Genomic DNA, 24,839 nt, shown 5'->3' with positions numbered 1-24,839 from the left:
CTTTGGGCTGACGCAAGGGAGATAACTTGATGTTTTGAAGGGCATCTATTCACTAATTGTACAGCTATTTAAGATATTCTTTGTTATGCGCACCAATTTTGTGACTGCAATATTCTGTTGTCACTTTTAACCCATTTAGTGATGTCACATTTTCTGGCATAAAGTATCCAATCCTCAGGCCATGTAGATATCTGGATGCTTGTGACCATGTCAGATAAAGAACTCTGTCGGATCAATATCATTCAATCAGTTGTTAAAAAACGCATGCGCTGTCAAGATCTTCTCATCAGCTTGCTCTGACCGAACATCAGACACAGAGTTTAATGACTCATTATTCAGACTTCTGAAGAGACATTCCATCGGGCAGTTGTCCCAACAGAGTGGAGCGGATTCGCGTTTAAACTCTGCGCTGAACGTCTTTTTTCATTAGGACACCATTATTGTTCTGTGATGAGCAAAGCATCTAATTGTTAAGAAGAGATAGTGCTGAGAGGGAGCAGACGAAAAGAAACCGCCTTGGGGAGGCGGTTTCTTCCCCCGGCTGTTAGGATCAGCACGGGCAAGCCATAAAGACTCGTAAGTTGACAGCCTCATTGTGTACGAAGAATCACCAATTATCAATAAAACTATGCGTGGAAGCAGATTAATCTGCGCTATCTATTGTTAAGGATATTATTTTTTTATACTCTTAATCCGTCATCTTTTTGTCTGAGCAGACGTATTGATGAGAAACGTTTTGACCATTGGTCTTGGTAAATTGATAGATACGTTATGTAGCTAATGAGCTTATAAACTATCTGATCATGTGGTTGGATCAAGTGATGACTTTTTCCACACACAATTACCGGCGGCGGGAGCCGCCAACCGATCTCTAAATACACGGTCAATGGTCGGGGATTAGGAACCCCTGGTTGAGCTTGCCGGAGATCCCGATAAACTCTGCTATGAAGACTCGTAAGTTGACACTACTTGTCGTTGGCATTGCGGGAAACTCAAATTAAGCAGCGCCACATAGCTCCCACAAGGAGCGAAGAAATGAAAGATTCCATCTTAACGGTGGTGTTGCTCATTGTTCTGCAGTCGTTCGTTGCCTCAGAAGGCCCAGGGATTAACATCTCCGGTAATACCTTCCAGGTCAACGTTATTACTCAGACCAAGTAACCCCAAAAACGGTCTAAGACAGTTTTTAGCCGCTCCTTCGGGGCGGCTTTTTTTATGCCAAACATTTGGTCATAAACGACAATAGACTGCATTATGCAGTCTATTGGTAGTGACTATTCTAACTTGTAAGTTTGATTCGACTTAGACTCATTTTTATAGCTCGCGACGAACCAGGCCAGCAAGAAACCCGTTTCTAGATACAAATTCATGATGTGTTTCAACGTTCTCTTTGACGAACGCCAGGCACTCCTACAGTTTACGAATAACCTCCTCACGGTCATGTGAAGTTGATTAAAATGAGCACTAGACCAGAGGAACAACACAGCCCTCTTTCAGTTCGTTGTAAAGCAGCGCATTTAGGGGCGTGCCGGCTCGCGTGCACCGGTCAGCAAAGTCATTAACATCCTGAATTGACCAAGGCGTACCTGAGCGGAAAAGCCTCTGTTCAGATTCTTTTGTCGTTCCTGGTTTGCCATGAAAAAGTGCGTTACGATCCTGAACGATAGCAATAAACTCCTGAGCAAAAGGCTCTACTTTTAGGCGAAATGATTGATCTGAAATTCGGCCGAATAAAGCCTCAAGATCTCTAGCAATGAACCCCGCAGTCTTTTTCTTGGGTTCTATTGTTGATATATAACCTTTTTGAAGCCTTTCGCAGCACCAAACAGCATCCCATTCCAGACGAGCAAAAGCGACTGCTGCCAAACCGAGGGCGTGGAAGTAATCAGCATCCTGCGGAATCAAAAGTCTTTCGCTAGCCATAGGTTTCATCCCATTTCTGAATAATTGAAATTTTACTCATTTTACTAATAAAGCACTTACAATGCCTTATTTTATGATCCGGCAAGAAGGTCCAACGTGCTCTAATCTTTTGATTTATTGACGCTTGTGAGAGATATGAATTCGCTTTTTTAGTCAGCGATAATGAAAACCTGTTGCTTTCATTGGTTGCAGAACAGTACGAGATGCTAATGAAACCAGGAAGGGCATTAGATGCTGGTTGATTATCGTTTTCTTACATTTTTTTAATCACTCACACCGTCGATGCTTGCAGTTAGTCATGTAGTTATTACAACTAAGCCGTTCTCAATGCACATGCAGCCTGCATGTGCCATTGATTTAACCGTTGCATCAACTACTAATGCAGCTGTTGTAAAGAACAATAAGCTCTAGCTATGATCGGCTTTTTCATTAGGTTTGATCTTTCTCGCTGCTGCTTTTTCCGCAGCTACCTCCTGTATCCGCTTCAACTTCTCTTGTTTTCGATGCCGAGCGATATACCAATCTTCAATTAACATCTCAATCATTTCGATAAGCAAATCTGCTTCATCAGAACTCACATCAACGATGACGTCTATGTTTTTCTCCATATGAGCGCCGATGTTACCCACTTTCCTGACACTGTCTATTGCATCCCAGACGACTGGGTCAACCTTATCTTGGATAGCTAAGATCTCTTTATTGAGGGTATCTGCCTCTATTCTCCAGAAGTCACGTATTATGCCCTGTAAACAACGTCTTGAAAGAGTTGCAGAAGCTTTTGGTGAAAGATCCTTTATAGCACAAGCTTCTTTGTAATCCTCCAACACTGATGGTGGAATATAATCCGGATAGGGCTTTGCCCGTTCCTTATTAGTTGATGGAATTACAGACCATGTCATTTTTGTGCCTGATGCAGGTAAAAATTGTCCAGCGAAAGAAGCTAATCTTTCCCTGCTCATCCAAATAGTAGCTTTTGAACACTCGGGATTAGGGCACGTTAAACCCATAGTGGTATACTCGAAATGATGTTCACCTGATTTCAACTGAAATGAATGTTTTGCAATGTCTTTATCATTGACAATTGCAGCCGTATCACAGTGTGGACATATCCAAGACATTGGAACTCTCCATAGTTAACTTGTGCATCTATGAAACATCTTTTCCCTAAATTTATCAATGAAATCGATTGAAACTGCTCATCTGATGGATAGTATTTAATACCCGACACCGTGCCGGATCTTAGTAGAGCGAGCAAATCAAACACTTCAGGATCGGCATATCAAGGAGATACGTTTCGAGGGGGGGCTGCAGTATCGAAGCAGCCCATGCTTGGCTGGATATACGGGCCGGAGGTCACGATAAAAGGTCCCGATTAGCTCAGGACGAGCCTGAGTATGACGATATCCGTTAAAGCGGCCCCGAAAAGAAAGAATTTGCCCCTGCTGCAAATCAAGAGGTCGGTGAACCCAGCGGTTCTTGTTAGAAAACACGCAGAGCTATACCTTCAGCATAACGATTCAGTTACTTTATAAATGCTTCGTTCTTTCACTGCGTAATTTAAAACCACATCAGATTTGACCCATTTCAGTTATGTATTTTTTATTTTACGATTCTACTTATTAAAATGTACCTTTGAAAAGTAGACACTCTGCGGTACGCTTTTCGGTATCATTTACCTCGGTATTTCACGCAGCGCGCCGGAGGACTTCCGCCCCGGACGGGGCCCTGAATGCCCCTGATATCTGATGCTCCGGAGCTTAACCTGTCGCCAGTTGTCATTCTGCCCAATGAGAATTTCATGCCGATGCTGCACGGAGGTAAAGGCCCGGTTAATCCTGCCCGGGCCTACCTGCTTTCCCTCAACTCCGCCCGTAGTTGACAGACCATGGCCTCGTTCCTTAGCATTCTCGCCGACATGCTAGGGGCCGCTTCCCTGGAGTCCAACCGCAGGGGTTGCCTGCGGCGCCATTACGTAATGGCCGTCACGGAACTCCTGCGCGGGATCGGCCGTGCCACTGCCGCCATCTGCGGCAGCCCAGGGCATTCCGCAATCTCAGTAAGCCGGGCAAGCGCAGAAGTTGTTGACATCGGAAAGGTATAATTAATTAAATATTTGAGGGCGTAGGTTGCATGCTCTCACTCTGTCAAAGCAAAAAAGGCCGCATCCCGCAGCCTTTTCTTTTCACACTCACCCTTTCGGGAACACCCAAACATGCCTCTCCGGCAGCGAAAGATGGCAGTGCTGCGGATCCCGAACCTCATGCCCATACGCGCGAATGACAAAATCATCTCCCGGCGTGCGGAACAGGTACTCCCAGCGGTCGCCAAGATACATGCTGGTGAGCAGCGGCAGCTCAAGCTGATTTTCCCCTGGCCCCTCAACCACCGCCACGCGCTCGACCCGGATCACCGCCGTAGCGTCATTACCGCTCTGTACCCCTTCGCCCGCCTGGCCCCACAGCACCCAGCCTTTCCCTTCGATACGCGCTCTGCCGTCGCGCACTTCGGTGACCTTGCCGTGCAGGCGGTTGTTGCTGCCCATAAACTCGGCGGTAAACAGCGTTTTCGGCGAGCCGTACATCTCCTGCGGCGTGCCCTGTTGCTCAATTTTGCCGTTGTTAAGCAGCAGGATGCGGTCGGATATGGACATCGCTTCGTTCTGGTCGTGCGTCACCATCAGCGCGGATAACCCGAGCTTGATAATCAGCTCGCGCAGGAACACGCGGGCCTCTTCGCGCAGCTTGGCGTCGAGGTTGGAAAGCGGCTCGTCCAGCAAAATCACCGGTGGGTTGTACACCAGCGCCCGGCCAATCGCCACGCGCTGCTGTTGCCCGCCGGAGAGCTGGTGCGGGTGACGTTTGCCAAGATGGCCCAGACCCAGCTGGTCCAGTACGTCCTGTACGCGCTGCTGGATCTCTTTGGCCGGAACTTTACGCAGCTTGAGCGGATAGGCCACGTTCTCAAACACGGTTTTGTGCGGCCACAGGGCATAGGACTGGAACACCAGCCCCAGGTTACGCTCTTCTGCCGGGATCTCACTGCGCGGCGTGCCGTCGTAAACTTTATTGTTGCCAATGACAATCGACCCCTGCGTCGGTTTTTCCAGACCCGCGACGGCACGCAGCAGGGTGGTTTTACCGCTGCCGGAGGGGCCTAACAGGGAGACCACTTCGCCGCGCTTCAGGTTCATGGAGACACCTTTTAAAACAGGATTGTCGCCGTAGGTTAAGTGCAGATCGTCAACCGCTAATTCAATCATGTATTTTCACTCCGAAACGAAGGGCAATGCCCAGACCTACCACGACCAGCAGGATGTTAATGAAAGAGAGCGCCGCCACGATATCAATGGCACCCGCGGCCCAGAGGGAAACCAGCATTGAACCGATGGTCTCCGTGCCGGGGGAAAGCAGATACACACCCGTTGAGTATTCGCGCTCAAAGATCAGAAACATCAGCAGCCACGAACCAATAAGACCGTTGCGGGAGAGGGGAATGGTCACATGGCGGGTGATCTGCCCGCGCGTCGCCCCGGTGCTGCGCGCGGCTTCTTCAAGCTCTGGCCCCACCTGCAGCAGCGTGGAAGAGATAAGCCTCAGCCCGTAAGCCATCCACACCACGGTATAGGCCAGCCAGACGCTGAAAATGGTGCTGCGCAGCGAACGCAGCCAGACGATGACGTTCTCGCGCATCCAGTCGGTCCAGGCGAACCCGGAAAGCCAGCCGGATTTCAGCGAGTTGTCCAGCCACATCGGCAGGAACAGGAACACCCACAGGAACGCCAGACCGGCAAGCAGGCCAGGCACGGCGCGCGGCACCAGCACGCTGTAGTCCAGGAAGCGCGTGGTGTTATCCGGCTTACGGTGCATCGCAATCCCGACGAACAGGTAGCACGCCACGGCCAGCGCGCCGCCAATCACCCCAATTGCCATGGAGTTGACGATGGCGCGCAGCAGGTTGGGCTGTGCCCAGATGGTGCGGAAAGTGCTCAGCGAAAGCTCATCCCACAGCGAAACGCCGACGCCCCAGTTGGAGATAAACGCGCGCAGCACCACGCCGAGCAGCGGCACGCCGATGGTGACGGTGAGCCAGAAGGCAACCACCGCCCCGGCAACCCAGCGCCATTTGCCCAGCGGTAACGCGCGAGCCTGTGAGGCTTTCCCTTTCATAGTGACGAAGCGGTTGGCGGTGCGCATCAGACGGCGCTGGAGCATCACCAGCGGGATGGTGATGCAGATCAGCACCACGGCAACCGCCGCCATCAGGTGATAGGAAGGCGTGCCGAGCTTGTTCGTCAACTGGTACAGGTAGGTTGCCAGCACCATATTGCCTTCCGGATCGCCGAGCACCAGCATCAGGCCAAATACTTCCAGCCCGAGGAAGAACAGCAGCACGATGGCGTACAGGATCGACGGGCGCACCATCGGCAGGCTGACGGAGGTCATCACCTGCAGCGGAGAGGCACCCGCAATGCGCGCGGCTTCTTCCACATCAGAGCCGACGCTGCGCAGCGCGGATGAAATATAGAGATAGGCATGCGGCACGTGCGTCAGGCCAGCAATGACCACGATGCTCGACATATCGTAGATGTTCCACGGCACAAAGCCGATCAGCGCCTGCGCCCACAGGGACAGAAAGCCCACGGGACCGGCGGCCACCACATAGCCAAAGCCGAGCACCATCGGCGATACGAAAATGGGGACCAGGATCAGCGGTTCAATCAGGCGGCGGCCGGGCAGGTCGGTGCGAACCATCAGAAACGCCAGTACGCCACCCAGCGGAATGGCGATGATGACCAGCCCGAAGGCGAGAATAAAGCCGCTTCTCAGGGCCTTATAGAAATCAGAGTCGGTGAAGATAAAGCCAAATGATTCAAGGCTCCACTCTTTTGCCGGAGAAAAGAACGGAGCGGACAGGAAGCTCTGTATCACGATAAACGACAGCGGCGTGTAGATAACCAGAGCGGTTATCAGCACGACGATGCCGCGCGGCAGGCTTTGCCACTTTCTGCGTAATGTATTCATGGGGTATCCCTGGTGTTGCAGCCCAATAAAACGAACTCAGTCGCAAGGGGCGCGACGGCGTGCGCCGCGCCCGAACGCTTATTTGGCGGCTGCTGCACGCCACTCTTTGATGTACTCCAGGCGTTTTTTCGGCTGCAGGTTCTCCAGCAGCGTTTCATCAACCGGGATCGGCTTCAGCGCGTTACCGAGGATTTTGGTCAGGCCGTCAATATCATTTTTGCCTTCGATATCGTTACGGATGGACGGAATATCCGCCTGACTGGCCAGAATGCTTTGCCCTTTTTCAGACAGCACATAGTCCAGCCACAGTTTTGCCGCATTGCTGTTTTGCGCCTGCTGGCTGATGAACGACACGCGCGAGAGCACCAGCGTGTAATCTTTCGGGTACGAAATGCCGAGAGAAGGATCGTTCTTCGCACGGGCTTCAGCATAGGATCCGAGGATGTTAAAGCCGATCAGGTTTTCACCGGAGGAAACCCTCTCCATCATGGTGCCCGTTGATGACTGCACCGCTAAGCCGCCTTTGGCGACGTCGGCCAGGGTTTTAAAGTAGTTTGGATCGGCCTTGTGATCCTGCACGGAAAGCATAAAGCCAAGACCCGATTTTTCGATGTCGTAGGTGGTGACTTTGCTCTTGAATTTGTCCGTCTGGCTGGCAATCAGCTTCGCCAGCGCGGCGTGAGAATCCGGCACGTCGCCAGCCGGGATCAGGCGCTTGTTGTAGATAAAGACCACTGGCTCATAGGTGGTGCCGTATGCCTTATCTTTCCAGACTGCCCATTTCGGCAGCTGACTTTGCTCCGGCGATTTGTACTCCATGGCGTAGTCGGTGGCGAGTTTCAGCCCGGTGTCCATTGAGGAGCTCCAGACCACGTCGCCGCTACCGCCACCGGAGGCCTGTTCGCTGATAAAACGGTTGTACAGCTCGGTGCTGTTCATGTCGTTGTATTCAACTTTGATGCCCGGGTAGGTTTTTTCGAAGCCCGCAATCAGCGGCCCGGCGGCTTTGGTGTCGGTGGTGGAGTAAATCACCACCTTGCCCTCTTTGGTGGCGGCATCGACAACTTTTTGATACTCAGCAGGATAGCCCTGCGGCAGGGCAGAAAGTGCAGAAGCAGAGAACAGTACGGTAGCGGTAAGCAGAGAAATTCGGAACGTGTTCGACATTATAGTTAACCTTTTAGTTACATTTGAGGAACTAATTGTCAACATAGCGTAAAGCGCGCCTCCGACAATAGGGAGGCGCGGGCAATGATTCCGAAGTGTGACTGTCACCATCGTTTCAGCAATTAACACCATAAAATCCGCGAATGTTTGCCTGCGAACGGTTTCGGATTACGGTTTATCGTCGGCTTTGCGGTATAGCCGCCGTGGATGACCAATATTGCCATACAGCATTTCGACGATGATTAACCCGCTCTCCACGCAGTATTCCAGGTAGCGACGCCCCGTGGTTTTGCTGATCCCCACGTTTTCCACCACCTCTTCAACCGACATCGCGCTGTCGGGATGTTCGGCGAACAGGCGTTTAATCCTTTCCAGCGTTTGGGGTTCAATGCCCTTCGTCGACGGCGTAATGGAGGCTTCCGCGGCAGGCAGATTAAACAGACGATCCAGCGCGTGCTGGTCGACCACCTTCACCTGCTGCACGGTGTGGACGAAGCGCATAAACCGCTCCAGCGAGGCGTGCAGGCGCTGGAAAAAGACGGGCTTGATCAGGTAGTCAAACGCGCCGCTGCGCATGGCATGGCTGCAGGTCTGCATATCGCTGGCGGCGGTGATGAAGATCACCGAGCATTCATAGCTTTTCAGCAGCGGGTTATCGATGAGCTCCACGCCTTTACCGTCCGGGAGATAGTTGTCCAGCAGGATAAGCCGCGGCTGATGCTGACGAATCAGGCAGCATGCCTGCTCAATCGACGCGGCGATGCCCACCACGCGCAAGTGAAAATTCTGCTCGATATACTCGCGATGCAGTTCCGCCAGGTGCGGTTCATCTTCAACGATCACAACGTCAAGTGGTTGGGTCATGCTGTTGTCCATTGGGAATAAACACAGAAAAAATGGTGCCCTGCGGCGTGTTGTCGGCGATCTCTATGCTGCCGCCTGCTTTCCTGATATAGCCTGCCACCAGAAACAGGCCAATACCGTGCTCGGTACCCACAATGTCGTTTTCACTTTCCGGTTTGCTGCTGAATCCCTGGCGGAAAATGTGTGGCTTCACCGCCTCATCCACACCGCAGCCTCTGTCTGCCACCTCTATCAACAACTCCTGGTTGCGGTCAGAAATGTAGAGTTCCACCGGCGCGGGGACCGGTGCCTTAAGGGTCGCGTCCACCGCGTTATCCAGCAGGTTACCAATAATGGACATCAGCTCCGTTTCGTTGAGCGTGCCGGGCATGCGGGTGAGCTGGCAGGCCGGGTCAAATTGCAGTTCAACGCCTTTTTCGCGCGCGCTGACGTATTTTCCTAACAGCAGCCCGCACAGGGCCGGAGAGACAAAATGGGCGGAGACAAAATCCAGCACGCGCTGCGCGCCTTCTGACTGCACCTGGATGTAACGGATCGCCTCGTCATAGTGTTTCATCTGCAGCAGCCCCACCAGCGTGGCGGTCCAGTTCAGCTGCTCGTGGCGCATAATGCGCAGGTTGTCCGCATAGCGCTTGATCTGGCTCAGTTGGCTGCTGAGGGTGTTAATGTCGTTTTTGTCGCGAAAGCTGTACACCCAGCCGCTTTCAACGCCGGGTTCGACCTCAATCGCCACGCGGTTAACGATCACCTCTCGCTGGTTAAGCACTGCGATCTGATCGTGGCGACCAGCGCTTACCGAGGCGTAGCGCTGGGATAAAAAGCCCGGCGACGTCTGCAGAACGTCTTCCAGCGGTTTGCCGATAAGTTCTTTCTCACTTTGATGAATATCCAGCATCTCCCTGGCTGCCCGGTTAATTAAAATCAGCTGCTTCTCTTCATTGATGGCAAATACCCCCTCGTACATCGCTTCTAATAGCGCACGTTGCTGCAAAACCAGCTGGGCGATATCTTTCGGCTCAAGGCGGAACATCTGCTTTTTAAGATTGCGGGTAAACAGCCAGGAGAAAATAAACAGCAACAGCAGAAGGGCAATACCGTACAGTCCAGCCTGCCAGAGAATGCGGGCGTTAATATTGGCGATATACGAGGTCAGATAGCCGACCGAGATGATGCCAATGACCTGATGCTGCGCATTATAGATTGGCGCTTTGCTGCGCAGCGACACCCCAATCCCGCCCTGACGCACGGAAATAATGGTTTTGCCTTTTAACACCTCCGCATTATCCCCTCCAATCATCGGTAAATTAATGCGCTCCGGTGATTCCGAATGATAAAGGTGCTGTTCCCGGGTATCGCCAATCACAATATAGCTGGCATCGCTTTCGGCACGCAGCGGCTGTATTAAGCGGGCGATACCGGGGATATCTCTGGCTGCCACCATTTCCGCCAGACCCGGTATCAGGGCGATTTCACTGGCCTGCACCCGGGCGCGCTGGCCCAAATCGTGGTGTAGCTGTCGGTCAATAAAATGAAACAGGATCGTTCCCAGCAGAACTAACAGCAGGCAGGAGAAGCACACCAGCGCTAAAAACAGCTTTACCTGAAAAGAGAGTCTGCGTTTCATTCAACCTGTGCTAGCCCTATGAAAGTGAGAGATTTGAGGAGCCTGACATGTGCCAATAGCGGACGCAATCTGGCGAGAAAAGAGTTGTGACCTGGCTTTTCGTTTTCGGCGTTATAGCCATCAGGATCCCGTAAGGCTATGCTTCATTCAGCACGATAATAATTACAGAGGCAATGTCATGGATAAAGAACTACTGGATGAGGGGTACCGGGCCTATACCGGCGAGAAAATTGACGTTTACTTTAATACCGGGATCTGCAAACACTCAGGTAACTGCGTGCGTGGGAGCGCAAAGCTGTTTAATTTGAAACGTAAGCCGTGGATCATTCCCGATGAAGTGGACGTTGAAACGGTTGTACGCGTGATTGATACCTGCCCGAGCGGTGCGCTGAAGTATCGCCAAAAATAAGCGAGGAACCATGGATATTCTGGAAGGCCATAACAAGTTTTACGTGAATGATGCAGACGGCAATCAGGTCGCAGAGATTGTCTTCGTGCCGACCGGCGAGCACCTGAGCATTATCGAGCACACTGATGTGGATGAGAGCCTGAAAGGGCAGGGCGTCGGTAAACAGCTGGTGGCGAAAGTGGTGGAGAAGATGCGCGGTGAGAACCGCAAAATTATTCCGCTGTGCCCGTTTGCGAAGCATGAGTTTGATAAGACGCGGGAATATGACGATATTCGGGCGTAAATAACGCGCCCGGCAGCACGCCGGGCACGAGTACGTCTAGCCAACAAACATCACCGACACGCACAGCACGCCGACGATCAGCGTCAGCAGGCTGCCAATTGAGCGGTACGGTTTCAGGGAAGGGATCAGATACGTCGACAGCGTCGGCATGATAAACAGGATCATGGCGATAAGCGGGCCGCTGATGGCGTAAATCATCGAGATGGCGTTCGGGTTAATGCAGCAGACCGCAAAGGTGATTAACGACACTCCCATAATGGAAATCGCGCGGTTAAAGGCGCGGCTCTTTTTAATCCCCACCTGATTTAGCGACGACTTCACGATCTCCGTCGCCCCTTCAATCACCCCAAAATAGGTGCCGAGGAACGATTTCGACATCGCTATGATCGCCACGATAATCCCGGAAATGCCGAGCCAGGCTGGGGAAGACGGCATCATCGACAGCGCTGACAGAATCGTCACCCCCTGCTCTTTGGCGGCCATAATATAGGACGGTGGGATAGAGAGCAGGCAGCTGAAGACAAAGAACAGCACGCTCAGGCAGATAATCAGGTACGCCACCTTCATGATCTTCTTGCATTTATCCATGGCACCGTCGGCAAACTTCTCGCGACGGTCAACGGCAAACGTTGAGATAATCGGGGTATGGCTAAAGGCAAACACCATCACCGGAATTGAAATCCATACCTGATGCAGCGTTTGGCGATCGAAAGCCATCTGGCTGGTAAGCAACGAGGGCTGCCAGCTTCCGGTGAGATAGATCGAGACAAACAGGAAATAGGCAATCAGCGGAAACACCAGGAAGCCCATCACTTTTATCGTGATATGCCGTCCCATCAGGAAAATCAGATTCAATACCAGCACCACCCCCAGGCTGATCAGCACGCGAACGGTGGTGTCCACCGTCAGGTGTTTTGCCAACTGCTCGGTTAACGAGTTGGTAATGGCCACCGCATAAATCTGCACCACCACAAAAAAGGCGATGAAATAGAGCGTGGTGATCAGATTGCCAATCTTCTTACCATAGTAGTGGGAGACGGCGCCGGTGATCCCTTCATTACCTTTTGTGTTTGACGAGAGAATAAATTGCGCCAGCGCCCGGTGCGGCCAGTAGGTTAACGGATAGGCCACGAGGGCGGTGATAAACAGGACAATAGCGCCTGCGGAGCCCAGCTGAATGGGCAAGAACAGCGTTCCTGCGCCCACGGCCGTGCCATAGAGAGCGAAACTCCAGAGAGTCTCATCTTTTGACCAAATTTTCGACATTAGAGCAACGTTTCAACTAACAAACCATCAGAATGGCGTGCAATTTACCATAGTTATGCCTGAAGAGCGCAGTTGCTTCGACGGAGTTTGGCCGGAACAGGCGTCCGGCCAGCGAGGGTTTAGCCTGCCAGAGCGCGTCGTTGCTGGCGACGCTTAAGGAATTTCTCACGCAGGTTATCGTATGCCCAGTTATAGAACATGGTGTATGGCAGGAAGAACAGGAAGAAACCAATTTCTAACGTGAATGCCTCAAGCAGGGTCACGCCCAGCACGGCGGCGACAATCGACACGCCGATTACAATAAACCCGCATTCGAACCCCAGGGCGTGCAGCGCGCGCACTTTTGCCGTACGTTTTACGCGCTGGACAGGCCAGAAACGGTCGAAGCCGAAGTTATAGATAATGTTCCAGAGCATGGCGGTGGTAGCCAGGATAATGGTTAACCCACCCATCTCCACCACCGATCGCTGCATCAGCCATGCCGCCGTGGGGGCGAGAATTGCTGTGGCAATCCCTTCGAAACAGACAGCATGAAAGATCCGCTCCGGCAGCTTACGTTGGAGTGCATCCTGATGTTGCATAGTGTAGACCTCATTTATTCACCGGTATGGGCGTTGATGCAGCCTATTTTTATCGCTAAAGCTGATATATTAAAGATAGTATCCATCGATAAAGTAGATAGTCTATGCGCTATTCACCTGAAGCTCTTACCGCGTTTGTTGAGAGCGTTGCGGCAGGCTCTTTCTCTGCTGCCGCGCGCAGGCTGCGTAAAAGCCAGTCGACGATCAGCACCTCCATTGCCAACCTTGAAGCCGATCTGGGTTTCGAACTGTTTGACCGCTCGGCGCGCCAGCCGGTGTTAACGGTCCAGGGAGAACAGGTGCTGGGCTATGTGCAGGCCATTCTCGCCGCCAGCACGCGGCTGGATGAGCTGGCGGTGTCGTTAACGGCACAAACGGAGGCGCGTCTGACGTTTGTCCTCTCCGATACCCTCAACCCCGACGTGCTTGAAGATCTGATGAAGCAGTTTGACGCTCGCTTTCCCCACACGGAGTTCGAATGCCTGATTGGCGAGGAAGAGGACGTGATCGATCTGCTGCAAAAGGAGCGCGCGCAGGTGGGGCTGACGGAAGCGCGAGACGGTTATCCTACGGATATTGGCGCTACCCGGCTGCCGGTGCAGACCCGAATGGCGATATATGCCGCGACCACGCATCCGCTCGCCGGACAACACGAGGTGCAGAGCGACGAGCTGCACGGCTGGCGGGAGCTGAGGCTCAGCACCTACCTTGAGCGCGAGGCTGAGATCGCGCGCGGGCCCGTCTGGTCAGCGCCGAACTACCTGTTACTGCTGAGTATGGCCGTCCAGGGGTTCGGCTGGTGCGTGCTGCCGTGCGCGCTGGTGGACGAATTCGCCGCCGCGAAGTCGCTGGTACAGCTCAATGTTCCCGGCTGGCCACGGGCGATCGGCATCGATCTGCTGTGGAATAAACGATCCCCTCCCGGCGTGGCCGGAAGCTGGCTGCGGCAGTATCTGCAGGATGCACGCTAATCCTTGTGATTAAACTCACTATTTTTAAACAATTAAGATAATTGCCAGTAACAATCCTCTACTATCGTCATGTCATTTAACACAGAGGTCGTGATGAAAGATGTCGTAATAGTGGGTGCGTTGCGTACGGCTATCGGCTGTTTTCAGGGAGCGCTTGCGCGTCACTCGGCGGTTGACCTGGGCAGCGTGGTCGTTAAAGCGCTGGTGGAACGTAGCGGGATCGCAGCCCATGAAGTTGATGAGGTGATCCTGGGGCAGGTTCTCACGGCCGGTGCCGGGCAAAACCCTGCGCGTCAGGCGGCGCTGAAGGGTGGGCTGCCCAATACCGTCTCCGCCATTACCATCAACGACGTCTGTGGTTCAGGGTTAAAAGCGCTGCATCTCGCCACCCAGGCCATTCAGTGCGGTGAAGCGGATGTGGTTATAGCTGGCGGACAAGAGAACATGAGCCGCGCGCCGCACGTTCTCACCGATAGCCGAACCGGCGCGCAGCTGGGTAACAGCCAGCTGCTCGACAGCCTCGTGCATGACGGGCTGTGGGATGCGTTCAACGACTATCATATGGGCGTGACGGCAGAAAACCTGGCGCGCGAGTACGGCATTAGCCGCGAATTGCAGGACGCCTATGCGCTCAGTTCGCAGCAAAAAGCGCGTGCCGCGATTGATTCCGGTCGCTTTCGCGACGAGATTGTCCCGGTCAGCACGCAGCGTCAGAACGGCGAGGCGATCGTCGTCGATACCGATGAACAGCCGCGCACGGATGCCAGCGCGGAAGGCCTGGCGAGACTGAATCCCGCGTTTGAAACACAGGGCTCGGTCACCGCGGGCAATGCCTCGTCCATTAACGACGGTGCCGCCGCCGTGATGATGATGAGCGAAAGCAAAGCCCTTGAGCTCGATCTCCCCGTGCTGGCCCGCATTAAGGCGTTTGCCAGCGTGGGCGTGGATCCTGCGTTGATGGGGATTGCGCCGGTCTACGCTACCCGTCGCTGCCTGGAGCGCGCAGGGTGGCAGCTTTCGGATGTCGATCTGATCGAAGTGAACGAAGCCTTTGCCGCGCAGGCGATCTCGGTCGGCAAAATGCTGGAATGGGATCCGCTGCGGGTCAACGTGAACGGCGGTGCAATTGCGCTGGGTCATCCCATCGGCGCGTCCGGCTGCCGAATCCTGGTTTCGCTGGTCCACGAAATGAAAAAGCGAAACGCGCGCAAAGGGATCGCTACCCTCTGTATAGGCGGCGGACAGGGTGTGGCGCTCGCCATCGAACGCTAATTTCTCCTCACTTAAAAAACCTCCTTCGGAGGTTTTTTTTATCGTGCTCTTCTCTTCATGGGAAGTAATCGTGATCCGCGCGTCATTTCTGTTATAAACAAAAATAAAAAATGAAACGTTGTTTTAATTGCAATTGAAAACCCTATTTTATGCCGCTAGTATGTGCTCATCATAAAACGAAACGTCGTTTCGTTTAATTTCTGCCTTCGGGCATGACCACATCTGGAGGTTACCGTGGACGTCAGACAAAGCATCCACAGCGCGCACGCCAAAACGCTGGATACTCAGGGACTGCGCAGCGAGTTTTTAGTTGAGCAGGTGTTCGAAGCCGATAAGTACACCATGGTCTATAGCCACATCGACCGCATTATCGTGGGCGGCATTATGCCGGTGGCGAAAACCGTCTCCGTGGGCGGTGAAGTAGGCAAGCAGCTGGGCGTAAGCTACTTCCTGGAGCGTCGTGAACTGGGCGTGATTAATATTGGCGGGCCGGGCACGATTACCGTGGACGGCCAGTGCTACGAGATTGGCCACCGCGACGGGCTGTACGTCGGGAAAGGGGCGAAAGAGGTGGTCTTTGCCAGCATCGACGGCGGTAAACCCGCGAAGTTTTACTACAACTGCGCCCCGGCGCACACCGCTTATCCAACCAAAAAAGTAACGCCCGCTGACGTTGCGCCCGTGACGCTGGGCGACAACCTCACCAGCAACCGCCGCACCATCAATAAATACTTCGTGCCGGATGTGCTGGAAACCTGCCAGCTCAGCATGGGTCTGACCGAACTGGCCCCGGGTAACCTGTGGAACACCATGCCGTGCCATACCCACGAACGCCGCATGGAAGTCTACTTCTACTTCAACATGGATGAAGACGCCTGCGTGTTCCACATGATGGGACAGCCTCAGGAAACCCGCCATATCGTCATGCATAACGAGCAGGCGGTGATTTCACCCAGCTGGTCTATTCACTCCGGCGTGGGGACGAAAGCCTATACCTTCATCTGGGGGATGGTTGGAGAAAACCAGGTCTTCGATGACATGGACCACGTCGCGGTTAAGGATCTGCGCTAGTCGCGGGCAATTAAGCATACATCTGCCTGTTGATGACAGGCGCTGAAAGAGTAAGGAACAAACATGATTCTGGATGCATTTTCTCTGCAGGGTAAAGTGGCCGTGGTTTCCGGGTGTGACACCGGACTGGGCCAGGGGATGGCGTTAGGCCTGGCGGAAGCGGGCTGTGATATCGTCGGGATTAACATCGTTGAGCCCACGGAAACCATCGAACGCGTAACCGCGCTGGGCCGCCGTTTTCTCAGCCTGACCGCCGACCTGCGTAAAATCGACGCTATTCCGGAGCTGCTGGATCGCGCGGTGGCGGAATTTGGCCATATCGACATTCTGGTCAACAACGCGGGGCTGATCCGCCGTGAAGACGCGATTAACTTCAGCGAGACCGACTGGGACGATGTCATGAACCTGAACATCAAGAGCGTGTTCTTTATGTCCCAGGCGGCGGCGAAGCATTTCATCGCGCAGGGCAAGGGCGGCAAGATCATTAACATCGCCTCGATGCTCTCCTTCCAGGGCGGCATCCGCGTGCCGTCTTACACCGCGTCGAAAAGCGCGGTGATGGGCGTGACCCGCCTGCTGGCGAACGAATGGGCGCAGCACAACATCAACGTCAACGCGATTGCGCCGGGCTACATGGCCACCAACAACACCCAGCAGCTTCGTGCTGACGAAGAACGCAGTGCGGCGATCCTGGAGCGTATTCCGGCGGGCCGCTGGGGGCTACCGAGCGATCTGATGGGGCCGGTAGTGTTCCTGGCTTCCCCGGCATCGGACTATATCAATGGTTATACCGTCGCGGTTGATGGCGGCTGGCTGGCGCGATAACCTAACTTATGACAAATACCTCTGCTCTTCGGCGGAGGTTTTTTTTGCTTAAAATTTGTCAAAGTCCATATTGATAAACACGAAAAATCCATACTTAAAAATCATAGATGACTGCCATCACACTTTTATTACTGAAAAATTAAGATGTTAGTAAAATCAGGTGATTATCCAGCATTAGTTGAAATTGTAATGTCCATCACAGAACGCTATGCCATAGCGTAATAATCCATATCTTCACGAATTCCGGCCTGACACTTTTCCCCGCTATCTCGTAATTTCACTTAACGAATTTTGCTGTTGAGGCAGGAAAAATATGACATCTATAAATGACTCTACCCTGATGCCCGCCGCGCTGCGCGATACCCGCCGCATGAACCAGTTTGTCTCCATTGCGGCAGCCGTGGCCGGTTTGTTGTTCGGCCTTGATATCGGCGTTATCGCCGGAGCGCTGCCGTTTATTACCGATCACTTTACGCTGAGTAACCGCCTGCAGGAGTGGGTGGTGAGCAGCATGATGCTCGGCGCGGCCATCGGCGCACTGTTTAACGGCTGGCTTTCGTTCCGCCTTGGGCGTAAATACAGCCTGATGGTCGGGGCGGTCCTGTTTGTTGCCGGGTCCATAGGTTCGGCGTTTGCCACTAATGTTGAAGTGCTGCTGCTCTCCCGCGTGCTGCTGGGCGTGGCGGTGGGGATTGCCTCCTACACCGCGCCGCTGTATCTCTCCGAAATGGCGAGCGAGAACGTGCGCGGCAAGATGATTAGCATGTACCAGCTGATGGTGACGCTGGGCATCGTGCTGGCGTTCCTGTCCGATACGTACTTCAGCTACAGCGGTAACTGGCGGGCGATGCTCGGCGTGCTGGCGCTGCCTGCGGTAGTGCTGATTGTTTTAGTGATCTTCCTGCCCAACAGCCCGCGCTGGCTGGCGCAAAAAGGGCGTCACGTGGAAGCGGAAGAGGTGCTGCGCATGCTGCGCGACACGTCTGAGAAAGCGCGTGAAGAGCTGAACGAGATCCGCGAAAGCCTGAAGCTGAAGCAGGGCGGCTGGTCGCTGTTTAAGGCTAACCGCAACGTGCGCCGCGCGGTGTTCCTCGGCATGTTGCTGCAGGCGATGCAGCAGTTCACGGGGATGAACATCATCATGTATTACGCCCCGCGCATCTTCAAAATGGCCGGTTTTACCACCACCGAACAGCAGATGATCGCCACGCTGGTGGTGGGGCTGACCTTTATGTTCGCCACCTTTATCGCGGTGTTCACCGTCGATAAGGCCGGACGTAAACCGGCGCTGAAGATTGGCTTTAGCGTGATGGCGCTCGGTACGCTGATCCTCGGCTACTGCCTGATGCAGTTTGATAACGGCACGGCGTCCAGCGGCCTCTCCTGGCTCTCCGTGGGCATGACCATGATGTGTATCGCTGGCTACGCGATGAGCGCCGCGCCGGTGGTGTGGATCCTGTGCTCTGAAATTCAGCCGCTGAAATGTCGCGATTTTGGTATCACCTGCTCCACCACCACCAACTGGGTGTCGAACATGATCATCGGCGCGACTTTCCTGACGCTGCTGGATGCGATTGGCGCGGCGGGAACCTTCTGGCTCTATACGGTGCTGAACGTGGCGTTTATTGGCGTGACATTCTGGCTAATTCCAGAAACCAAAGGCGTGACGCTGGAACATATTGAACGCAAGCTGATGAGCGGGGAGAAACTGCGAAATATCGGCGTGTAAGAGGTAATGCCGGGTAAGCGCAGCGCCACCCGGCGTTTTGTAACCGTGATGCTGAATAACTACCAACTTTGATAGCCGTTCCTCAGATAGTCCATTCTCGTGTTCAGATTATTCTTAGTTTCTTGTATTATTGGGCAACTGAACTCACCCGGCAGGAATTTACTGCACCCGAAACATAAGAACGGCTATGTCAGCAATGGATTTCAAAAAAAATACGGACCTCGATTTTCCCTCATATGCTCCTCCAGCAGTCAGTTCAAAAGAGATCGATCTTCTGGGCCTGTTAGATATTCTGATTACCGCGAAAAAACGTATTGCCACCATTATCTTTGTTTTCGCGCTGGCAGGTCTGGCAATTGCGCTTCTACTGCCGCAAAAATGGACCAGTAAAGCGGTGATCACTCCGGCGGAACAGACACAGTGGAATCCGCTGAGCCAGATGATGGTTGCGCTGCAGGTTCTTGATGTGAAGGTGCCGGTTACCCGTCAGGAAGTCTTTGACCTGTTTATTAAAAAATTCCAGTCGCAGTCATTGCTTGAAGAGTATATGACCTCTTCCCCTTACGTGATGGCGCAGCTCAAGAATGCGCAAGTGGACCCGCTTGAACTGCACCGTGCGGTTGTCAATATTGCAGACAAAATGAAAGCGGTGAATGATGTTCAGGGAAAAGATGCGGATAAAGCGCCTTTCGTCTCCTGGACATTGAGCTTCACCGCGCCGACCGCAGCCGATGCCCAATCCGTTCTGGAGGGGTATATCAACTATATCTCGGCAATTGTTGAGAAAGAAACGGTGCAGAATATCCGCAACCAGATCGCCCTCAAAACGAACGAGGTAGAGCAGCAGCTGACGCTCGACCGCGTTCGTCTGACCAATGTGCATAACACCAACCTGCAGCGGCTGAACTATTCGCTGGAAGTGGCGAATGCGGCGGGCATTAAGAAGCCTGTTTATAGCAACGGACAAGGGATAAAAGACGATCCGGATTACTCCGTCGCGCTCGGGGCTGACGGTATCGCGGAAAAGCTAAGGATTGAAAAAAATCTTAAGGATGTGACGGAGCTGAACGCGGACTTCCAGAACCGGGAATATTACCTGGCGCAGCTGAAAAAACTCTCCTTCGCAGACGTTAAGCTTGAGCCATTCAGGTATCAGCTTTCGCCATCGATGCCGGTGAAAAAAGACGGCCCGGGCAAAGGCATGATTGTCATTCTGGCGGCGATCCTTGGCGCTCTGTTTGCCTGCGGCAGCGTATTACTCCGTGAGGCCATGCTCAGCCGAAACCCATTGCCAGAGCCGGTAACGGAATAAATTCTGCACACATGAAGGCGCTGCAACAGCGCCTTTTTTATTTCAGGAAATCCTCGCGAACAGGCGTAAAGGTGTCCAGCAGCGTGCCGGCCCTGAGGCAGACGCAGCCGTGCATCACATGTGGTTGTTTGTAGAGGGTATCTCCCGCCGTCACGACATGCTTCTCTTCACCAATGGTAAACTCAAATTCACCAGAGAGAACATAGGTTAACTGTTCGTGCGGGTGGTTATGCAGTGGGCCAATCGCGCCCTGCTCAAACTGTACTTCAACCGCCATCATCCTGCCGCCGTGTGCCAGCACGCGACGCGTAACGCCGTTCCCCAGATCTTCAGACGCGGTCTCTTTGTGGAACATAAACATGGCTTTGCCCTTCATAATAAAACAGTGTTTTATTTAATTTACATTGGCCAGCTTAAAAAGAAAACGACGTAATAAAGAACTGGAAACAGGATCACAAGTTTGCTTCACTGGCTTAAACATATAAGGAGCGATGATGAAAACGATTGGCCTGATAGGTGGGATGAGCTGGGAATCGACAATCCCTTATTACCGCCTGATTAACGAAGGCGTAAAGCAGCGTCTGGGCGGCCTGCACTCCGCGAGCCTGCTGCTGCACAGCGTTGATTTTCATGAAATCGAAGCCTGCCAGTCGAGCGGCGAATGGGATAAAGCCGGAGAAATCCTGGCTGATGCCGCGCTGGGGCTGGAGCGTGCGGGGGCGCAGGGCATTCTGCTGTGTACCAACACGATGCACAAAGTGGCCTCGCACATTGAAGCGCGCTGTTCGCTGCCGTTCCTGCACATCGCGGACGCCACCGGACGCGCCATTCGCGCTTCGGGAATGTCGCGCGTGGCCTTGCTGGGCACACGTTACACCATGGAGCAGGATTTCTATCGCGGGCGCTTGCACAGCGAGTTTGGGATTGAAAGCCTGATCCCGGATGAGGGGGACCGGGCGCGCATCAATCAGATTATCTTCGACGAGCTCTGCCTCGGAACCTTCAGCGAAACCTCCCGCGCATATTACGTCAGCGTAATAGATAAACTGGCGCAGCAGGGGGCTGAAGGGGTGATTTTCGGCTGCACGGAGATCGGTTTGCTGGTGCCGGCCGAACGAAGCCCCATCCCGGTGTTTGATACCGCGGCCATTCACGCGGCAGATGCCGTGGAATTTATGCTGTCATAACGGGTTTTGCAGGTCAGGTAAGCGAAGCGCCACCTGACGCGCATGCTCAACTAAGTGTTCGGTGAATGCGTCCACCAGCGCGGAAGCCGGACGGTGCAGCGGGCGGATAAGGCTTACGGTGAACGGGACGGAAACGCTAAAACGGCGGATGACGATCCCGCTTCCTGCATAGTCCAGCGCCGTAAGCGGATTGACGACCGCAACGCCGACGCCCGCGCGCACCATCGCGCATATTGACGCCGCGCTGTGGGTTTCAACGACCATCCGCCGCTTCACCTGATGCTCAGAAAAAAGCGTATCCAGCAGCTGCCGGTAGCTGTCCGTTTGCGACAGGCTAATGTAGTTTTCACCATGAAAATCCGCGGGCGTCAGCACTGCTTTGTGGGCAAGCCGATGCCCGGCGGGCAGAACGCACACTTCATCCAGCGCGAGCAGTTCCGTGCGCGCCGTTCCTGCGGGTGTCGAGAGGGTTTCGGTTAACCCGAGATCGTGCCGCTGTGCCGACAGCCACTCTTCAAGCAGAGGCGACTCCTGCGGGACGATGGTGAGATTGACCTCAGGATAGCGGGCCAGAAAAGGCTGGAGCAGCGTCGGTAAAAAGGACTGAGAGAAGACGGGCAGGCAGACAATCGACAGCTCGCCCTGACGAAACTCGCGCAGGCTTTCCGCCGCGCTGACGATTCTGTCCAGCCCGTACCATGAGCGCTGCACTTCCTCAAACAGGCGCAACCCCTGCACCGTCGGGTGAAGCCTGCCCCGGGCGCGTTCGAACAGCTTAAGCCCCAGCACTTTCTCGAAGCGCGCCAGCTCGCGGCTGACCGTCGGCTGCGAGGTATGCAGCATCTGCGCGGCTTCGGTGAGATTGCCGGCGGTCATCACGGCGTGAAAAATCTCGATGTGGCGTAAATTGACGGCGGGCATAGGGCACCTGAAAGCAAGGAACTGTCCATATCATTTTTGCATAGACTCGCGATAAAACGATATTTTTTATTCTGCTTCCGCTGTGGCGTAATCATAAAAAATGAATTGAACCGGAGAAGACCATGCCACGCCCGCTCAACCAGACGGATACCGATTTGAACGCTGAAAACCTGCTGCGCCTGCCCGCCGAGTTTGGCTGCCCGGTATGGGTCTACGACGCGCAGATCGTTCGCGAGAAGATCGCCGCCCTGCATCAGTTTGACGTGGTGCGTTTTGCCCAGAAGGCCTGCTCCAATATTCATATTCTGCGCCTGATGCGCGAGCAGGGCGTGAAGGTTGACTCCGTGTCGCTGGGTGAAATCGAGCGTGCGCTGGCGGCAGGCTTTGATCCGAAAACCGATCCTGACGCGATCGTCTTTACCGCGGATGTGATCGACGACGCCACGCTTGCGCGCTTGCATGAACTGCAGGTGCCGGTGAACGCCGGTTCTGTGGATATGCTGGAGCAGCTTGGGCAGGTTTCACCCGGCCATCGCGTCTGGTTGCGCGTCAACCCGGGCTTTGGACATGGCCATAGCCAAAAAACCAACACCGGGGGCGAAAACAGCAAGCACGGCATCTGGTACGCCGATATGCCTGCCGCGCTTGAGGTACTGCAGCGCTACAGCCTGAAGCTGGTAGGCATTCATATGCACATTGGCTCCGGCGTCGATTACGGGCACCTGGAGCAGGTGTGCGGGGCGATGGTGCGCCAGGTTGTTGACTTCGGTCAGGATCTGGAGGCGATCTCCGCCGGTGGAGGTCTTTCCATTCCTTATCGTGAAGGGGAAGAGGCGATCGACACCGATCACTATTACGGCCTGTGGAGCGCCGCGCGCGATCAAATTGCCGCACATCTGGGCCATGCCGTGAAGCTGGAAATTGAGCCGGGTCGTTTCCTGGTAGCCGAAGCCGGCGTGCTGGTGGCTCAGGTACGCAGCGTCAAAGAGATGGGCTCCCGCCACTTCGTGCTGATTGATGCGGGCTTTAACGACCTGATGCGTCCGTCCATGTACGGCAGCTACCATCACATTACCGCCCTGGCTGCCGATGGCCGCGATTTAACGCACGCGCCGCGCCGCGAGACGGTGGTCGCAGGCCCGCTGTGTGAATCCGGTGATGTGTTTACCCAGCAGGAAGGTGGCAAAGTTGAAACCCGCGCGCTGCCCGAGGTGAAGCCGGGCGATTACCTGGTGCTGCACGACACCGGGGCGTACGGGGCGTCTATGTCCTCGAACTACAACAGCCGTCCGCTGCTGCCGGAAGTGCTGTTTGATAACGGCAAGGCGCGGCTGATCCGTCGTCGCCAGACCATTCAGGAACTGCTGGCGCTGGAACTCGTTTGATTAAAGTACGGCCCCGTTGTGACCGAATCGCGTAATACCAGCGTGCCGGTAAACGGCGGGATCGCATCGACCGGCTGGTTCTTCGCCAGCCGGATCGCCTGATCGATAGCCGTGACGATCATGTTATCTATCGGCAGATAAACCGACGACAGCGCAGGCTCCAGCCACTTTGCGCTTGGGGCATCGTCAAAGCCGAACAGGGAGATATCCTGCGGGATCTTAAGCCCTGCCTGATGCAGCGCTTTGGACGCGCCCAGCGCCATATCATCGTTACAGGCAAACAGCGCGCTGAACGACACCCCTTCAGCAATCAGCTCCTTACACAGCTCATAGCCCCGCGTCATTCCCGCATCACCGTACTTTATTCGACGCTCGTCCAGACGAATGCCGTGCTTTTCCAGCGCCTTACGGTAGCCCATCAGCCGCGCTTTACCCGTGGGGGTGTGGATCGGAACGGTAATGCAGGCGATCTCCCGGTGGCCCTGATTGATCAGGTAATCCACCGCCTTAAACGCGGCATCCTGTTGTTCGAAGAACACGCAGCGCTCCGGTGCCTGGCTGACTTCACGGTTGATGACCACCAGCGGCGTTTGCACGGTATTAATCAGCTTGATGATCGCTTTTTCGCTCATATAGCGCGTGTAAAGCACGATGGCATCGCACTGGCGGTCGGCCAGCATTTGCACCGCCTGCTCTTCCTGCTCTGGCGCGTCGTGACCGTCGGTGACGATCAGCTGTTTCCCGTGGGTTTCGGTCTGCCGCGACGCCTGCTGCAAAAGACGACCAAAGTAAAAGCCGTCGAAGGTAGAGACGACCAGACCAATGCTGTTGCTGGTCTGGTTAGCCAGCGAACGCGCGAGAAAGTTTGGGCGGTAGCCCAGCTCTTCCATCGCAGCAAAGACCTGCTGACGCGTGCTCTCTTTAACCTGACCTGTGCCGTTCAGCACGCGCGAGACGGTAGCCTTCGACACGCCCGCGCGCAGTGAGACATCCAGCATTGTTGCCATTCTACATTCCTGCTTCCACGT

24 protein-coding genes and 1 pseudogene are annotated in these 24,839 nt (G+C 54.2%); 13 read left to right on the top strand and 12 right to left on the bottom strand.

Annotated features, from left to right (window positions below; translation table 11 throughout):
• Nucleotides 1–195: 195 nt before the first annotated feature.
• Both AC2FAJ_RS17765 and AC2FAJ_RS17760 read left to right on the top strand, forming a co-directional pair.
• Nucleotides 196–341: pseudogene (locus AC2FAJ_RS17765) on the top strand (ISNCY family transposase); the annotation flags it as partial.
• Nucleotides 342–1,035: 694 nt separating this feature from the next.
• Nucleotides 1,036–1,161, top strand: a complete 126-nt coding sequence (locus AC2FAJ_RS17760; RefSeq protein ID WP_255320002.1) for a hypothetical protein — start codon at nucleotides 1,036–1,038, stop codon at nucleotides 1,159–1,161.
• Between the two features lie 303 nt (nucleotides 1,162–1,464).
• On the opposite strand, the gene AC2FAJ_RS17755 is transcribed toward AC2FAJ_RS17760, so the two are convergent.
• Together AC2FAJ_RS17755 and AC2FAJ_RS17750 are read right to left on the bottom strand one after the other, a co-directional pair.
• The gene (locus AC2FAJ_RS17755) at nucleotides 1,465–1,923 is read right to left on the bottom strand and encodes a hypothetical protein (protein ID WP_485454368.1); all 459 of its coding nucleotides are present in this window, start codon (nucleotides 1,921–1,923) and stop codon (nucleotides 1,465–1,467) included.
• 407 nt (nucleotides 1,924–2,330) lie between these two features.
• Complete coding sequence (locus AC2FAJ_RS17750) at nucleotides 2,331–3,041, bottom strand: DUF4145 domain-containing protein (RefSeq protein ID WP_248113128.1); 711 nt, start codon at nucleotides 3,039–3,041, stop codon at nucleotides 2,331–2,333.
• Between the two features lie 611 nt (nucleotides 3,042–3,652).
• On the opposite strand from AC2FAJ_RS17750, the gene AC2FAJ_RS17745 reads away from it, so the two are divergent.
• Nucleotides 3,653–3,802, top strand: coding sequence for a hypothetical protein (locus tag AC2FAJ_RS17745; RefSeq protein WP_485454367.1), 150 nt, complete (start codon nucleotides 3,653–3,655; stop codon nucleotides 3,800–3,802).
• 309 nt (nucleotides 3,803–4,111) lie between these two features.
• Here the strand turns inward: AC2FAJ_RS17745 and AC2FAJ_RS17740 are convergent, their stop codons facing one another.
• From AC2FAJ_RS17740 to AC2FAJ_RS17720, 5 genes are all read right to left on the bottom strand, one after another.
• Nucleotides 4,112–5,182: an ABC transporter ATP-binding protein gene (locus AC2FAJ_RS17740; RefSeq protein WP_045629973.1), complete on the bottom strand. Its 1,071-nt coding sequence runs from the start codon at nucleotides 5,180–5,182 to the stop codon at nucleotides 4,112–4,114.
• The gene (locus AC2FAJ_RS17735) at nucleotides 5,175–6,944 is read right to left on the bottom strand and encodes an ABC transporter permease (RefSeq protein ID WP_485454366.1); all 1,770 of its coding nucleotides are present in this window, start codon (nucleotides 6,942–6,944) and stop codon (nucleotides 5,175–5,177) included. Before AC2FAJ_RS17735 ends, AC2FAJ_RS17740 begins: the two co-directional genes overlap by 8 nt.
• A gap of 78 nt (nucleotides 6,945–7,022) precedes the next feature.
• The gene (locus AC2FAJ_RS17730) at nucleotides 7,023–8,111 is read right to left on the bottom strand and encodes an ABC transporter substrate-binding protein (protein ID WP_485454365.1); all 1,089 of its coding nucleotides are present in this window, start codon (nucleotides 8,109–8,111) and stop codon (nucleotides 7,023–7,025) included.
• Nucleotides 8,112–8,279: 168 nt separating this feature from the next.
• On the bottom strand, nucleotides 8,280–8,975 hold the full coding sequence (locus AC2FAJ_RS17725) for a response regulator (protein WP_075202785.1): 696 nt from the start codon (nucleotides 8,973–8,975) through the stop codon (nucleotides 8,280–8,282).
• Nucleotides 8,959–10,599, bottom strand: a complete 1,641-nt coding sequence (locus AC2FAJ_RS17720; RefSeq protein WP_485454364.1) for an ATP-binding protein — start codon at nucleotides 10,597–10,599, stop codon at nucleotides 8,959–8,961. Before AC2FAJ_RS17720 ends, AC2FAJ_RS17725 begins: the two co-directional genes overlap by 17 nt.
• 178 nt (nucleotides 10,600–10,777) lie before the next feature.
• Here AC2FAJ_RS17720 and yjdI point away from each other — a divergent pair, with 178 nt between their 5' ends.
• Together yjdI and AC2FAJ_RS17710 are read left to right on the top strand one after the other, a co-directional pair.
• A complete protein-coding gene (yjdI, locus tag AC2FAJ_RS17715; RefSeq protein ID WP_041908367.1) occupies nucleotides 10,778–11,008 on the top strand; it encodes a 4Fe-4S mono-cluster protein YjdI in 231 nt (76 codons plus the stop codon).
• A 10-nt stretch (nucleotides 11,009–11,018) separates the two neighbouring features.
• Entirely contained in the window at nucleotides 11,019–11,291 is a 273-nt protein-coding gene (locus AC2FAJ_RS17710; protein WP_045260919.1) for a GNAT family N-acetyltransferase, read from the top strand.
• A gap of 36 nt (nucleotides 11,292–11,327) precedes the next feature.
• Here the strand turns inward: AC2FAJ_RS17710 and AC2FAJ_RS17705 are convergent, their stop codons facing one another.
• The gene (locus AC2FAJ_RS17705; RefSeq protein WP_485454363.1) at nucleotides 11,328–12,557 is read right to left on the bottom strand and encodes an amino acid permease; all 1,230 of its coding nucleotides are present in this window, start codon (nucleotides 12,555–12,557) and stop codon (nucleotides 11,328–11,330) included.
• A gap of 119 nt (nucleotides 12,558–12,676) precedes the next feature.
• Nucleotides 12,677–13,138, bottom strand: a complete 462-nt coding sequence (locus tag AC2FAJ_RS17700) for a multidrug/biocide efflux PACE transporter (RefSeq protein WP_041908370.1) — start codon at nucleotides 13,136–13,138, stop codon at nucleotides 12,677–12,679.
• 104 nt (nucleotides 13,139–13,242) lie between these two features.
• Between AC2FAJ_RS17700 and AC2FAJ_RS17695 the strand changes: the two genes are divergently transcribed.
• The 6 genes from AC2FAJ_RS17695 (at nucleotide 13,243) to wzz(fepE) (ending at nucleotide 20,318) form a co-directional block, all read left to right on the top strand.
• Entirely contained in the window at nucleotides 13,243–14,109 is an 867-nt protein-coding gene (locus AC2FAJ_RS17695) for a LysR family transcriptional regulator (RefSeq protein WP_447087613.1), read from the top strand.
• 93 nt (nucleotides 14,110–14,202) lie between these two features.
• The gene (locus AC2FAJ_RS17690; protein WP_028014300.1) at nucleotides 14,203–15,381 is read left to right on the top strand and encodes an acetyl-CoA C-acetyltransferase; all 1,179 of its coding nucleotides are present in this window, start codon (nucleotides 14,203–14,205) and stop codon (nucleotides 15,379–15,381) included.
• Between the two features lie 234 nt (nucleotides 15,382–15,615).
• Entirely contained in the window at nucleotides 15,616–16,452 is an 837-nt protein-coding gene (kduI, locus tag AC2FAJ_RS17685) for a 5-dehydro-4-deoxy-D-glucuronate isomerase (RefSeq protein ID WP_045260916.1), read from the top strand.
• Nucleotides 16,453–16,515: 63 nt separating this feature from the next.
• On the top strand, nucleotides 16,516–17,277 hold the full coding sequence (kduD, locus tag AC2FAJ_RS17680; protein WP_003862835.1) for a 2-dehydro-3-deoxy-D-gluconate 5-dehydrogenase KduD: 762 nt from the start codon (nucleotides 16,516–16,518) through the stop codon (nucleotides 17,275–17,277).
• 313 nt (nucleotides 17,278–17,590) lie between these two features.
• Nucleotides 17,591–19,006: an arabinose-proton symporter AraE gene (araE, locus tag AC2FAJ_RS17675; RefSeq protein WP_028014298.1), complete on the top strand. Its 1,416-nt coding sequence runs from the start codon at nucleotides 17,591–17,593 to the stop codon at nucleotides 19,004–19,006.
• A 187-nt stretch (nucleotides 19,007–19,193) separates the two neighbouring features.
• Nucleotides 19,194–20,318, top strand: coding sequence for an LPS O-antigen length regulator Wzz(fepE) (wzz(fepE), locus tag AC2FAJ_RS17670; protein WP_028014297.1), 1,125 nt, complete (start codon nucleotides 19,194–19,196; stop codon nucleotides 20,316–20,318).
• 37 nt (nucleotides 20,319–20,355) lie between these two features.
• Here the strand turns inward: wzz(fepE) and AC2FAJ_RS17665 are convergent, their stop codons facing one another.
• Nucleotides 20,356–20,679 (bottom strand): cupin domain-containing protein, encoded by a 324-nt coding sequence (locus tag AC2FAJ_RS17665; RefSeq protein ID WP_028014296.1) that lies wholly within the window; start codon nucleotides 20,677–20,679, stop codon nucleotides 20,356–20,358.
• Between the two features lie 133 nt (nucleotides 20,680–20,812).
• Here AC2FAJ_RS17665 and AC2FAJ_RS17660 point away from each other — a divergent pair, with 133 nt between their 5' ends.
• Entirely contained in the window at nucleotides 20,813–21,505 is a 693-nt protein-coding gene (locus AC2FAJ_RS17660) for an aspartate/glutamate racemase (RefSeq protein WP_028014295.1), read from the top strand.
• On the opposite strand, the gene AC2FAJ_RS17655 is transcribed toward AC2FAJ_RS17660, so the two are convergent.
• Nucleotides 21,500–22,426 carry a LysR family transcriptional regulator gene (locus AC2FAJ_RS17655; RefSeq protein WP_045260912.1) on the bottom strand — a complete coding sequence of 309 codons (927 nt, stop codon included), beginning with the start codon at nucleotides 22,424–22,426 and terminating at the stop codon, nucleotides 21,500–21,502. The two genes, AC2FAJ_RS17660 and AC2FAJ_RS17655, sit on opposite strands and share 6 nt — an antisense overlap.
• Nucleotides 22,427–22,548: 122 nt before the next feature.
• Between AC2FAJ_RS17655 and lysA the strand changes: the two genes are divergently transcribed.
• On the top strand, nucleotides 22,549–23,811 hold the full coding sequence (lysA, locus tag AC2FAJ_RS17650; protein WP_485454362.1) for a diaminopimelate decarboxylase: 1,263 nt from the start codon (nucleotides 22,549–22,551) through the stop codon (nucleotides 23,809–23,811).
• On the opposite strand, the gene AC2FAJ_RS17645 is transcribed toward lysA, so the two are convergent.
• The gene (locus AC2FAJ_RS17645) at nucleotides 23,781–24,818 is read right to left on the bottom strand and encodes a LacI family DNA-binding transcriptional regulator (RefSeq protein ID WP_028014292.1); all 1,038 of its coding nucleotides are present in this window, start codon (nucleotides 24,816–24,818) and stop codon (nucleotides 23,781–23,783) included. The two genes, lysA and AC2FAJ_RS17645, sit on opposite strands and share 31 nt — an antisense overlap.
• Between the last annotated feature and the right edge of the window lie 21 nt (nucleotides 24,819–24,839).

This window comes from Enterobacter cloacae complex sp. 385G4 (genome assembly GCF_057320665.1).
The sequence above is the reverse complement of the archived record's forward strand: the minus strand, read 5'-3'. Positions and strand labels throughout refer to the sequence as shown.

Coding starts and splice junctions, on each gene's coding strand:
- araE (WP_028014298.1), top strand. CDS start 17,591: ATGACATCTATAAATGACTCTACCCTGATGCCCGCCGCGCTGCGCGAT.
- AC2FAJ_RS17750 (WP_248113128.1), bottom strand. CDS start 3,041: ATGTCTTGGATATGTCCACACTGTGATACGGCTGCAATTGTCAATGAT.
- lysA (WP_485454362.1), top strand. CDS start 22,549: ATGCCACGCCCGCTCAACCAGACGGATACCGATTTGAACGCTGAAAAC.
- kduD (WP_003862835.1), top strand. CDS start 16,516: ATGATTCTGGATGCATTTTCTCTGCAGGGTAAAGTGGCCGTGGTTTCC.
- AC2FAJ_RS17720 (WP_485454364.1), bottom strand. CDS start 10,599: ATGAAACGCAGACTCTCTTTTCAGGTAAAGCTGTTTTTAGCGCTGGTG.
- AC2FAJ_RS17655 (WP_045260912.1), bottom strand. CDS start 22,426: ATGCCCGCCGTCAATTTACGCCACATCGAGATTTTTCACGCCGTGATG.
- AC2FAJ_RS17760 (WP_255320002.1), top strand. CDS start 1,036: ATGAAAGATTCCATCTTAACGGTGGTGTTGCTCATTGTTCTGCAGTCG.
- AC2FAJ_RS17695 (WP_447087613.1), top strand. CDS start 13,243: ATGCGCTATTCACCTGAAGCTCTTACCGCGTTTGTTGAGAGCGTTGCG.
- AC2FAJ_RS17690 (WP_028014300.1), top strand. CDS start 14,203: ATGAAAGATGTCGTAATAGTGGGTGCGTTGCGTACGGCTATCGGCTGT.
- AC2FAJ_RS17725 (WP_075202785.1), bottom strand. CDS start 8,975: ATGACCCAACCACTTGACGTTGTGATCGTTGAAGATGAACCGCACCTG.
- AC2FAJ_RS17660 (WP_028014295.1), top strand. CDS start 20,813: ATGAAAACGATTGGCCTGATAGGTGGGATGAGCTGGGAATCGACAATC.
- AC2FAJ_RS17665 (WP_028014296.1), bottom strand. CDS start 20,679: ATGTTTATGTTCCACAAAGAGACCGCGTCTGAAGATCTGGGGAACGGC.
- AC2FAJ_RS17645 (WP_028014292.1), bottom strand. CDS start 24,818: ATGGCAACAATGCTGGATGTCTCACTGCGCGCGGGCGTGTCGAAGGCT.
- AC2FAJ_RS17710 (WP_045260919.1), top strand. CDS start 11,019: ATGGATATTCTGGAAGGCCATAACAAGTTTTACGTGAATGATGCAGAC.
- AC2FAJ_RS17700 (WP_041908370.1), bottom strand. CDS start 13,138: ATGCAACATCAGGATGCACTCCAACGTAAGCTGCCGGAGCGGATCTTT.
- AC2FAJ_RS17755 (WP_485454368.1), bottom strand. CDS start 1,923: ATGGCTAGCGAAAGACTTTTGATTCCGCAGGATGCTGATTACTTCCAC.
- AC2FAJ_RS17745 (WP_485454367.1), top strand. CDS start 3,653: ATGCCCCTGATATCTGATGCTCCGGAGCTTAACCTGTCGCCAGTTGTC.
- AC2FAJ_RS17740 (WP_045629973.1), bottom strand. CDS start 5,182: ATGATTGAATTAGCGGTTGACGATCTGCACTTAACCTACGGCGACAAT.
- AC2FAJ_RS17730 (WP_485454365.1), bottom strand. CDS start 8,111: ATGTCGAACACGTTCCGAATTTCTCTGCTTACCGCTACCGTACTGTTC.
- AC2FAJ_RS17705 (WP_485454363.1), bottom strand. CDS start 12,557: ATGTCGAAAATTTGGTCAAAAGATGAGACTCTCTGGAGTTTCGCTCTC.
- yjdI (WP_041908367.1), top strand. CDS start 10,778: ATGGATAAAGAACTACTGGATGAGGGGTACCGGGCCTATACCGGCGAG.
- AC2FAJ_RS17735 (WP_485454366.1), bottom strand. CDS start 6,944: ATGAATACATTACGCAGAAAGTGGCAAAGCCTGCCGCGCGGCATCGTC.